General features: G+C 49.5%; 9 protein-coding genes. 6 read left to right on the top strand and 3 right to left on the bottom strand.

Annotated features, from left to right (window positions below; translation table 11 throughout):
• The first annotated feature begins 429 nt into the window (after positions 1 to 429).
• The 5 genes from OEW58_08900 to OEW58_08920 all read left to right on the top strand — a co-directional run bounded on the left by OEW58_08900 (position 430) and on the right by OEW58_08920 (position 5,675).
• On the top strand, positions 430 to 1,887 hold the full coding sequence (locus OEW58_08900; GenBank protein ID MDH5301464.1) for a flagellin: 1,458 nt from the start codon (positions 430 to 432) through the stop codon (positions 1,885 to 1,887).
• Positions 1,888 to 1,959: 72 nt separating this feature from the next.
• A complete protein-coding gene (locus OEW58_08905) occupies positions 1,960 to 2,352 on the top strand; it encodes a flagellar protein FlaG (protein MDH5301465.1) in 393 nt (130 codons plus the stop codon).
• Positions 2,353 to 2,464: 112 nt separating this feature from the next.
• Positions 2,465 to 4,852 carry a flagellar filament capping protein FliD gene (gene fliD / locus OEW58_08910; protein ID MDH5301466.1) on the top strand — a complete coding sequence of 796 codons (2,388 nt, stop codon included), beginning with the start codon at positions 2,465 to 2,467 and terminating at the stop codon, positions 4,850 to 4,852.
• 61 nt (positions 4,853 to 4,913) lie between these two features.
• A complete protein-coding gene (fliS, locus tag OEW58_08915) occupies positions 4,914 to 5,345 on the top strand; it encodes a flagellar export chaperone FliS (GenBank protein MDH5301467.1) in 432 nt (143 codons plus the stop codon).
• A 6-nt stretch (positions 5,346 to 5,351) separates the two neighbouring features.
• A complete protein-coding gene (locus tag OEW58_08920) occupies positions 5,352 to 5,675 on the top strand; it encodes a flagellar protein FliT (GenBank protein MDH5301468.1) in 324 nt (107 codons plus the stop codon).
• On the opposite strand, the gene OEW58_08925 is transcribed toward OEW58_08920, so the two are convergent.
• The 3 genes from OEW58_08925 to OEW58_08935 all read right to left on the bottom strand — a co-directional run bounded on the left by OEW58_08925 (position 5,672) and on the right by OEW58_08935 (position 9,770).
• Positions 5,672 to 7,534 (bottom strand): tetratricopeptide repeat protein, encoded by a 1,863-nt coding sequence (locus tag OEW58_08925; protein MDH5301469.1) that lies wholly within the window; start codon positions 7,532 to 7,534, stop codon positions 5,672 to 5,674. The two genes, OEW58_08920 and OEW58_08925, sit on opposite strands and share 4 nt — an antisense overlap.
• A 30-nt stretch (positions 7,535 to 7,564) precedes the next feature.
• Positions 7,565 to 9,052 carry a sulfotransferase gene (locus tag OEW58_08930; protein MDH5301470.1) on the bottom strand — a complete coding sequence of 496 codons (1,488 nt, stop codon included), beginning with the start codon at positions 9,050 to 9,052 and terminating at the stop codon, positions 7,565 to 7,567.
• Between the two features lie 121 nt (positions 9,053 to 9,173).
• Positions 9,174 to 9,770: a hypothetical protein gene (locus OEW58_08935; GenBank protein MDH5301471.1), complete on the bottom strand. Its 597-nt coding sequence runs from the start codon at positions 9,768 to 9,770 to the stop codon at positions 9,174 to 9,176.
• Between the two features lie 340 nt (positions 9,771 to 10,110).
• On the opposite strand from OEW58_08935, the gene OEW58_08940 reads away from it, so the two are divergent.
• The gene (locus tag OEW58_08940) at positions 10,111 to 11,649 is read left to right on the top strand and encodes a sigma-54 dependent transcriptional regulator (protein MDH5301472.1); all 1,539 of its coding nucleotides are present in this window, start codon (positions 10,111 to 10,113) and stop codon (positions 11,647 to 11,649) included.
• Positions 11,650 to 11,666: the final 17 nt, after the last annotated feature.

The raw sequence follows: 11,666 nt of genomic DNA on the forward strand, positions 1-11,666 counted from the left end.
GGATATTGGTTGGTACCTGATGGCGCACTATAACCAGCGGCGTCCTCATGCGGCTAATGATGGCCTTTCGCCTGCGGCGAAAGAAGAAAAACTTAAACGACTGTCCGGAATTAGTTGACCACTACAGTAACAGAGTGATTTGGATCACATACTAACGCATAAAAATGGCCGAAACGGCCATTTTTTTATGTTTTTAACTATTGCTCTTCTTTGAAAAAACAATATTAAACAATGCGTTATTTGTTTTTGTGGGTAGGAGGCAATGATTTGCCGCTACGGCAAAAAAGTTCTCAGGTTTATTCAAGATTGATCTTCAGGGAACGATAACCTAGCTGGGAGCGGTGAATATGCACTAGATGCGTATATCCGCTAAGTAGCGTCTTAGGGTCAGGCCCGACCGGGTTCACCCTACAATGAGGAGAAGCAATCATGCCTCAAATTATTAATACCAATATGATGTCTTTGAACTCCCAGCGTAATCTGAATAAATCTCAGAGCACACTGGGTACTTCCTTGCAGCGTTTGTCTTCTGGTTTGCGCATCAACAGCGCCAAAGATGACGCGGCAGGTTTGGCGATTTCTGAGCGTTTCACTTCCCAGATTCGTGGTCTGACCGTTGCTGCGCGTAACGCCAACGACGGTATTTCACTGTCTCAGGTAGCTGAAGGCGCTTTGCAAGAAGCAGGTAACATCCTGCAGCGTGTGCGTGAGCTGGCTGTACAGTCTGCTAACGCCACTAACTCCAACTCTGATCGTCAAGCACTGCAGGCTGAGGTGTCTCAGCTGAGCGCAGAATTGAATCGTATCGCAAAAACTACTGAGTTTAACGGTACCAAACTGCTTGATGGTAGCAACACAACTTCTTTGTTCCAGGTTGGCGCGAATGCTAACCAAGTAATTGTGGCTACAACTAACAACTTCAAAACTGACCAGTATGGTAACTACCAGATCTCTGGCTTTGGTTCCAGTGTTGGTTCTGTAAGTCGCTATTCGGTAAACTCTGCGGTGTTTGTATCTGGCTCTGAAGGTACCAGCAACGTGGTTGTTACCGCTGGTGATAGCGCTAAAGTCATTGCGCAAAACGTCAATCTGGTGAAAGACGATACCGGTGTTACTGCAACTGCAATCACCGAAACCAAGCTGTCTTTCACTTCTGCAGGTTCGTATCAGTTGACGATTCAATCTGATAACGTGACTGCAAAGACTATCGGCTTCAGCCTGAACGCTATGACTGGTGTTGAGTCTTTGTCTGCCGCAGTAACAGCCTTTAATGACCATTCTGCTACCACAGGTGTTGTGGCTACTGTTGACGCTGATGGTAAGGGTATTACACTGACCAACTATGAAGGCACAAACATTACCGTAACTGATACAACATTTGCTAACTCAGGTGGCGTGGTTGTTACCTCGACTGATCCAACCACTCCCGGTTCGGTAACACTGGCAGCTAACTCTCTCGCAGAGACTGCCGTGACTACTGGTCAGGTAACTTTCAACTCCAACAAGTCGTTTACTGCAGTGGGTGGTGCGAGCCAGCAGGTACTGACGTTGGTTGCTCAGGCATCTTCTCTGAACGAAGTTGGTTTGATGGATATCAGCTCTGTAGAGGGTGCTAACGAAGCTCTGGTCACCGTAGATGCGGCCCTAGCTCAGGTAAGCTCTCAGCGTGCGAAGTTCGGTGCGTTGCAATCTCGATTCGAAGCAACCATCCGCAACCTTGAGACCAGCGTTGAGAACTTGAGTGGTGCACGTTCGCGGATCCGTGACGCCGACTTTGCGGTTGAAACCTCAGAGTTGACACGTTCACAGATTCTGCAACAAGCTGGTACTGCGATGTTGGCCCAGGCCAACCAGATACCACAAAACGTGTTGAGTTTGCTTAGATAATTAAAAAATAATAAGAGGGGGGGGGAGGCCTGTGGCCTCTCCCCCTTTTTTACGTAAAGGATGGGTGCAGGTATGGCTAACGAAATTAAATTACAGCAGGCCGTGTTGTTGAAAACGCCCCAGGCAAGTTCATCAACGACGGCAGCGAATCATCAGCCCTCGGTGAATATGGACGCTAAACCAGTGGTTCAGGACACGATGGTCAAGTCGAATCCGACAGACGCGCAAGACAAGCAGAAGCAAGCTGCTGTCCTGGAAGAGTCGGTGGCGAGGATGGCAGATTATGCACGTTCCCAGAAACTGAATCTGGAATTCAGTATTGAAGAGGTTACTGGTCAAACCTTAGTGAAGGTTATCGATCAGGAAACCGATACAGTAATACGCCAGATTCCTTCTGAAGAAGCGGTTGCATTGGCCAAGCGTCTAAAAGACAGCCAGGGCGGGATATTCCAGGAAATAGCATAATTGGCATCTACATTGCTGAGATATTAGGTAGCAATGAGTGGGAATTTGAAATAAAGACGGATTTACGCGCAGCAATGGTGCGGTCAATCGGTCTGAGTAGAGGTGACTGATTATGGGTATTTCATCTGTTGGCGTAGGTTCGGGGATCGATGTAGGTGGTTTGGTTGATAGACTAATTTCTGCTGAAGGCGCGCCTAAAACCAATCGCTACAATCGTAAGGAAGCTGATATTCAGGCGAAGTTGACTTCGTTGGGTACACTGAAAGGTGCGTTGTCCGATTTTCAGATGTCTTTCAGTGCGCTTAAATACGCATCATCATTTACCTCTATCAAAGCATCGTCATCGCAAAGTGCGATTTTCAGCGCCTCTGCCGCCAAGGGTGCCGCAGTAGGAAATTATTCGCTTGAAGTATCCAAGCTGGCTCAGGCCCACTCTGTGGCCACCAAAGCCGGCACTGGGTTAACCAGTCTTGGCAGTCAAATTGGTACAGGCAGCATCACCATCGATTTTGGCACCTGGGATAATGCCGCTGCGCCGCCGACGTTCACTGCGAACCCAAGCAAAACTGCAAAAACGATAAATATTACCGACGGCAGTATCTCCGGAATCCGCGATGCGATTAATAAAGCCAATGTCGGCGTTAACGCGAACATTATCTATGACGGCAGTAATTACCGTTTGAGCTTGACCTCCAGCACCGGGGCTGCCAATGCAATGCGCATCAGCACCGTGGACAATGATGGCAATAATACCGATTCCTCTGGCCTTTCCATGCTGGCGTTTGACAAAGATACCGGCAGCGCTGGTTTTGCAATGAATTTGGATGAAAACACGCTGGCGCAAGATGCGGAAATTGCGATTGATGGACTGATCGTTCATAGCGCAACCAACGTTGTTACCGACGTGATCAAAGATGTGACGATCAACCTGAAAAGTGCTCAGGTGGGTACCAAGGGTGTGTTATCTGTTGCGGCTGATACCACCGCAATTACTTCGGGTGTGCAAAAATTCGTTGACTCATTTAATGGCTTGGTCGGCACGCTAAAACAGCTGTCATTTTATAATGCGGAAACAGGTGATCGAGGCGTGTTTTTGGGCGACTCGGCGGTGCGCAATATCGAAAGCGGTATTCGCCGAATTATGGGGCAAGCATTCGGTTCGCAGACAGGTGCCTACAATTCGTTGGCGAGCTTGGGTATTACCACCCAGCGTGATGGTTCATTGCAGCTTGATTCTGCCAAACTTGATAAGGCGCTGAGTGCAAATCTGGAAGATGTGCGAATGGTTTTTGCCGGGGGATATTCAAAACCCGGCGGTTCTAGTGTGAGTTACAACAAATTACCTTCGGGCATGGATGCGGGATCGATTCCAATCAATATTACCCAGGCGGCAACCCAGGGCACGTACGTTGCCGATGTATTAGCCAACAGTACGATTAGTGCGGGTAATGACAGTTTTGTTTTGAACGTTAACGGTGTTGCCACGGGAACGATTACTGTCGCAGCCGGAGTATATAGCGGTTCAACACTGGCGACTGAAATTCAGACCCAGCTCAATGCAGATTCCGTTGGCAAAGATGTGTTAGTTAGCTATAACGCTTCCACCAATAAATTGGAGTTCACCAATAAAAACTATGGCAGCACATCTGCGGTGACAGTGTCATCCACCAGCGGAACATTTGCTGCGGACACTGGTGTGGGTGGCGCTGCGGGTGTGGCAACAGCCGGGAAAGATATTGCCGGAACATTGGGTGGTAACTCAACCCAGGGGAATTATATTGCCGCCGCGTTGAGTACCACGACGGTGACTTCAGGTAATAATCAATTTGTGTTGAATGTGAATGGTAGTAACACTGGCACAATTACCATTCCCGCCAGTGCTTATGCTGATGGTGATGCATTGGCTGCTGCTATCCAGACACGTCTGACAGTCGATTCTGTTGGTAAAAATGTGAAGGTCAGCTACAACAGCACCAGTAACAAATTGGAGTTTTATTCGACGAGTTTTGGCGCAACCTCTAATGTCACCGTGGTTTCCACCACCGGAACGCTGGCCGCAGATATTGGCTTGGGCGGTGCCGGTGGAGTTTCAACTCAGGGGCAAGGGTTGGCAGGAACTACGTTTGCGGCTACGGGGGCGGGACAGGTTTTGACCGGTAGCGGCACGTATGCTGGTGTGGAAATTCAGTACACCGGCACGAGTTCTGTCTATGTGCGCGCGACAACACCGCATGTCGGAGTCATTAAAGAATTGAACAAGTTCCTTGATGATGCATTGCTAACGAATGGCACGCTAAATGCTAAAACTAAGTCATATCGATCCCAGATTGACGACATTAATGAGGATCGGAAGACATTGTCTACTCGCCTTGAATCAATGCAGGCGAGTCTGTTAAAGAAATTTGGAGCGATGGATTCGTTGGTAGCTCAGCTAAATGGTACCAGTACGTATCTATCCGGTCAGTTTCAGCAACTGGCGAACTTGAATAAACAGAGATAACAGTCTGTTATCGGCATCCTGATCGTTGCCGTAAAACTGTATCGTATAGAGGAGAGGTTGCATGAATCCTGTAAATGCGCAAAATGCGCTCAAACAGTACGGCAAGATGAGCGCCAAGCTGGATGCTACAGAAGTTAGCTCTCATCGTTTGATCCAAATGCTCATGGAGGGTGCTCTGGATAAGATCGCCATTGCCAAGGGACATATGACGCGCAAAGAAATCAAGGAAAAAGGCAGTTATATTAGCTGGTCTATTTCCATCATCGAAGGCTTGCGCGCCAGTTTGGACTTTGAAAAAGGTGGCGAGATAGCAGCTAATCTTGAAGCGCTGTATGACTATATGCAGCGACGCCTGGTTGAGGCCAATTTGCAAAACGATGTTGCCATGCTGGATGAAGTGGCAGGGTTGTTGAAAAATATTAAAACGGCCTGGGATGAAGTCGGACAGGCGCAAAGCGGCAAGCCGACTGATAATCCTGTGGCGACAGAGTAAACCGGCATGAATGATGACAAGCTAGTGTGCGTGTATTGTGATGTCATGCAGCAGGTGCTGGTGTTGACACAATCCATGCTTGAGCATGCAACGCAGGATGAGTGGGACAAAGTTGCCTTGCTTGAGATTGAACGCGTAACGCTGTTGCAAAATCACGGTGATCTACCCTCCGAACCTGAAACAATATCTCATGCGGCGGATTTGGTTAGCCAGATACAGGCTACAAATTTGCTGATTGTCGATTTGGGTAATAAACAAATCAAATCGCTGTCGGCGCAAAGTCAAGACATTGGTCGTGGTCGCCAGGCCGTGGCTGCCTACGGTCGTTAATCCTCTTTTGCTTTTATCATTTCCTCGTATGTATTCTCCAATGCGGATGTAAAACCTTTGGCGTTCATCAAAGGGCTGTTCTGCATTTGTTGGCGTAATGTTTGACGTATGGCTGTCAGCTTTGTGCTGTCTTTTGCCAAGGTCGAGGCAATGGTCAGGTACTGGTTTTCATCCGTGGCCACCAATTCCCCAAGTCCAACCTGATGTAGCAGGCTGAAGCCTACGCGTGAGCAGTGTCTATCCCCCGCTAACGTAATCACAGGTACGCCCATCCACAGTGCTTCACAGGTGGTAGTTGTGCCATTGTAGGGAAAGGTATCCAGCGCAATATCCATTTGCCCGTAGGTTTCCAGATGTTCGGCGGTGGATGAGGTATGTCCCTGCAAAATCAATCGATCATCGTTGACATGATGTTCGGCAAAGGCATGGGTCAGTGATTCACGCATGATGGTGTCATGAAACGCAGAGGACTTCAGCAACAGGCGGCTGTGTGGAACTGTATTCAGCAGTTGCGCCCATTGGTGGATTTGTCTGCGGGAGATTTTGGCAGTGTTGTTAAATGTGCCAAAGGTAATATACCCATTCTGCAAAAATGGGGGAGGCGAGACGTCAGGGAAATCGCCGGGCGGTTGATAGCAGAGAAATCCTTGCGGCAATCTCACCAGTGTTTCGCTGGCGTGCAATGGTGCTGATGTCGGATCAGTCCACTCATCCACCAGACGATAATCCATGCGTGTCAGACCGGTAGTGTCCGGATAGCCCAGGTAGTTGACCTGGATTGGCGCCGGCTTGCGCGCCAGTAACGGAATGCGGTTGTTGGCGGTGTGTCCACCCAAGTCGACTAAAATATCGATGCCATCTTCAGCAATCAACTGCGCAACTTTATCATCATCCAGTTGTGCAATAGGACGCCAGTGCTCCACGCGCTGACGGATTTTTTCGCTCACAGTATCGTCTTTGCCGTGATTGGCATAGGCAAAAATTTCCATGCGGCTTCGATCATGCTGTTCAAGGATGGGAAGAATGAAATACGCCACAGAATGGGTGCGAAAATCTGCCGAGAGATAGGCGATGCGCAACCTCCGTCCCCGTGCATCTATCTGCCGACTGGGAAATTGCTTGGCCATTTCAAAGTGGGCTGACAATTGCTGATGCCGCTGAAATATTTCGTCGGCAGAGATGGCTTCCAGGTAATGTAAATTCATTAACAAGCCACAGCGTGCGCTGTTTAAGTTTTGATTGTTAGCGAGTGCCTGGCTGTAAAGCGCATGGGCCTTTCCGGCCTCACCGCGTCGCTGATAAACCAGGGCCAGATTGTTCATGGCATCGGCATTGGTTGGTACGCGCTGCAGGATTTCGAGATATAACTGTTCGGCCAAACCCAGTTGTCCCTTGTCTTTGTGCAAATTGGCCAGATTGTTTTTTGCTTCCAGACAATTGGGGTCCAGGGTCAGGGCGTGGCGAAATAAATTTTCTGCTTGCTGTATGTCGTGCAGACGCTGATAGCAGCTGGCCAGATTGTTGAAACTCATGGCGTGCTGTGGTTGCAGTGTGCTGCTTTTTTTATAGGCCGCCATGGCCTCGTTGATTTCCATCAGCGCCTGATGCACGACGCCCAGGTTGAACCACAGTTCACCGTCATTGGGGCTTTGCTGTTTGGCGCGCAGCATTAGTTTGAGTGCCTGACGCGAATCTCCCGTCTGGTGTTTTAACAAACCAAGGTAGTGCAGAGTGTCAGGATGCGATGGAATGTATTGCAGGATTTTTTTATATTGCTGTTCAGCCTGCTGCCATTGTCCGGCCTGATGCAGCTGTATGGCTTGTTGAAAATAGGATGCGAGTTGTTGATGTGTGGCCATGGCAGTGTGGCTGCAAGCCAGGTGCCAGGACTACTTCCTCAGATGCATTAACGGCTGGAGGTGTTTTTCATAATGACGCCATCTAGCGACCGAGCGTTTGTAGACAGGTTGTCTGGCTTGCCAACTGCTGGCGGTGGAAACACGGCGCAATTGGCGGTGATAGTCCAGGCAGTTGCTTTCCCAGTCGAGTTCAAGGAACTGAATAAGCTTCCTGCTTTCCAATTCGGTGTCGCCGACCAGATTTTCATACTCTACGGTGTATATGGTGTTTGGCAGATGCTGCTGCCAGTGCTGTTGTAATTTTTGGTATTGCTCATAGACACTCGCCAGTGAGTTTAAATCAGCGGCATAGGCATGTTGTTCATTGAAGTTTTGGAAATAACACGATAGGCAGGTATCTACAGGGTCCCGTTTTACATGAATAATGCGAGCCTTTGGGAATACTAGGGTTATTAAGCCAAGATGCAGAAAATTAAGCGGTGCCTTGTCGATAAAAATTTCAGCAGATGGCGCAAGCTGGTTTATGTTGTGGATGTAGTTCCTGGCGATTTGATAGCTCAGATTCCGATCAAATTGGGCGTAGGCTTCCCTGAGGCTCGACGTTCCTGTGATGCGAGGAATGGCTGCGGCAATGGTATTGAAATAATCCAGCTCGCCAGCGCCGTAGATCTTGGAGTGGCTGGAAAGTATTTGTTCTACCAGGGTGGTACCCGAGCGTGGTATGCCGACAATAAAAGTTGGGCGTCGATCACTGTTGCCAAAGTAGCGATGGTGCTCAAAAAAATCTTTGCTGAAAGTGGCACACAAGTCATCAATGAAACCGCGAAATGTGTCAGGGTCAAAATAGGCCGGGCTGTGCAAATTGGCTTGTCGGTAATGCTCAAAGGCAATGTCGTATTTTTTCAAATCATCAAAAATTTTTCCCAAAGCAAAGTGCAGCTTGGATGTCTCGCTTTGGCTTAATTGATTTTGTTTAAGCAATCCTTGTATGCGAACTATGTCATCATTTTCTTCATGGTAACGGATACTTCGCGACAGATTGAAATAGGTTTCTGCCCGTCTGGGATCGTATTTTAAGGCAGTGCGAAATTGTTTGGCCGCTTCTTCTTGCAGACCGCATTCTTGCAGAATGACGCCCAAATTATTATAGGCTTGGGGGAAATTGGGTTGCAGCGTTGTTGCACGATGGTAGTGTTTGATGGCCGATTCGCGATGGCCGAGTTGTTGTTGGGTGAGTGCCAGATTGTAATGCAGGGCCGCATCGTCCGGGGTGCCAGTCAGGGCAATTTCGAACAGTTCGCAGGCGTGGCTGAGCTGGTTTTGCTCTCGTTCAATCAGTCCCAGATAGTGGGCTGCCTGGGGATGGCTGGGATTCATCTGCAGAATGAGTTCGTATATTTTACGGGCGTCATCAAGCCGATGCTGGCGATGGGCGTCAATGCCCTTTTGCAGCAGTTGATTTAAGTGCGATGGATCATGGGGCATCCCCCCGTTGCCATGCGGTTGTTGTGTCATCATGATAAAACGCCCAAACGATATAGGCGGTTAACGGCAGGGGGCTGATTTTGCTTTAAAAAGCCGCCCCCTAAGGGGCGGTTGCACAGTGCAGGTGTGTGTAAAACGGACTATTTTTGCTATGTTAGTAGCCGGACAACCAGCCGTTGCGACCCAAAATCATCCCCATGGAAATCAGGGCTTCGTTGCAATGGCGGGCTGGCAACGCAGATTGCAGGCGCTGGGTCATGGCCTCAAACGGAGAGGGCGTGTCTTTCCTAAAAATGGACTCAATGCAGAACAGTTGAACGGCCAAGTGGACGTGCTCTTCTATGCTGGGTGGCAGTTCTTCGGCACGGGCCAGTAGTGTCTGGTAAATTTCCTTCCACTCAGCGGTTAAATCGTACTGCCAGTTCCACTCCTGGAACATCAGCGGCAGATTAAGCATCTCGTAGGGGAAGGCGGATGCGGGATATTTCTTGATGAGATGCTTGACGGCGTTGAGCCAAATCAGACCAACCAGGTAAAAGTTCTGTGGCTGTTTGCTGATGTGCTCCAAGATTTCCGGTTCGGTAAATTCCACCAATGCAAATGTGATTTCTTGCGGGGTTTCCAGGTGGGCCATCAACAGGGCGGTGAATTGCACCAACTCCAGGGGATCGTCCTCGTTGATGCTGAATCGAACGGGAACCAAGTTTTGGAATGCGTTGCTCTCTTCTTGGGTGAATTTAGCGGTCATCATTTTCCTGCACCTTTAATTCTTTATTTAACAATGTGTTAGAGTGTTGTTATTGTTATGCTCCAACGTCCTCTAGGCTTCTATGGCCTGGTTTTATAACTGCAGCAACCGGGCCAATATTTTGTGGTGAGATATTCATGGCGCTATTATTTTTGCCAGTGACTTTCAAGACGCTTGTCGTTTCAACGGTTTAGCCGCGAAAAAAAGTTGTGCCGGCATTTTGACATTGCAAGGGTTTAATGTTTTACTTAGTGAACAGAAATAGAGCCATCGTGCAGACGGTGGCCGTTCCGGCAAAACCTGGCCGTATACACCGAACTTTCAACTTACGATGAGGGAGAGTATGTCGCGAAATAATGAGACTTCCATTTTAGTGGTCGAGGACGACAGTCAGAAGCGACAAGTATATAAAGGTATTCTGGAATTTGCGGACCAGGAGGCGAGAATCACGGATTGCCGCCACTGGAAAGAGACGTTGACGCAGTCCAACAACATCGGTGTAGTTTTACTCGGTGAATGTGGTGATGACGCCACGACACGCAAAGTATTTAACGGTATTCGCGAACTTGACGAAGTGTTGCCGATCATTCGTCTGGCGGACAAAAACAAGCGTATTCCGAAGAATATGTCCGAAGAGGAGATGAGTCTGCAGGCTGAGTGCTTTGAAACGCTGACGGTTCCGCTGAAGTACAATGCGCTGAATGATACTCTGCATCGTGCTCTGGTTTATCGCGCCAGCAACACCGAAGGTGCGCAGACAGCTTCCTCTCCTGAGTTGTTCCGCAGCCTGGTGGGCAGCAGCCGTGCAGTGCGCACCATTCGTGACTTGATGACTCAGGTGGCGGACTCTGATGCCACTGTGCTGATTCTGGGTGAATCAGGAACGGGTAAAGAAGTGGTTGCGCGTAATCTGCATTACAACTCATCCCGTCGAAACAAGCCTTTCGTGCCAGTGAACTGTGGTGCGATTCCCTCGGACCTGCTGGAAAGTGAACTGTTTGGCCATGAAAAAGGCGCGTTCACCGGTGCAATCAATGCGCGCGAAGGTCGCTTTGAGCTGGCCGAAGGCGGTACGCTGTTTTTGGACGAAATCGGCGACATGAGCCTGCACATGCAGGTTAAATTGTTGCGCGTGTTGCAGGAGCGTACGTTTGAACGCGTGGGCAGCAACAAGAGCATGGTGGCCGACGTGCGCATCGTGGCTGCAACCCACCGTAATCTGGAGCGTTTGATCGAGGATGGCAAATTCCGTGAGGATTTGTACTACCGCCTGAACGTGTTCCCCATCGAGATGCCGCCCTTGCGCGAGCGTTTGGAAGATATTCCTTTGCTGATCAATGAGCTGATTACGCGTATGGAAGCGGAAAAGCGTGGCTCGGTGCGTTTGACCCCTGCGGCGGTGATGGCGTTGACCCAATACCGCTGGCCGGGCAACGTGCGTGAACTGGCTAACCTGATTGAGCGCCTGGTTATCATGCATCCGTACGGCGTGGTGGACGTGAACGACCTGCCTGAAAAATTTCGCCCGGTGAGCAAAGTCGTTGTGCCGTTGGATGATATTGACATGGATCTGGATGACGACGAGGTGATCGAGCGGGTGCAGTTGAGAAATCTGCCGCGCACCCCGGAATCGGATTTGCTGAACGAGCTGAAAGAGTCGCTGTTTGCCCAGCCGCTGTCTTCGCCGCGTTTGCCACGTGAAGGTCTGGATCTGAAAGAGCACCTGAGTTCGTTGGAGTACAACCTGATCAAACAGGCGTTGGAAGATGCCGATGGCGTGGTGGCACATGCGGCCAAGCGGCTGAAAATGCGTCGTACCACCCTGGTTGAAAAGTTGCGCAAGTATGGCTTGCAGCGGGCGCTGGATGAGTCAAGAGTTTGACTTGTTTCGTGCTTTGC

It is taken from the genome of Gammaproteobacteria bacterium, assembly GCA_029884425.1.
In the GTDB taxonomy this organism is placed as follows: domain Bacteria; phylum Pseudomonadota; class Gammaproteobacteria; order S012-40; family S012-40; genus JAOUHV01.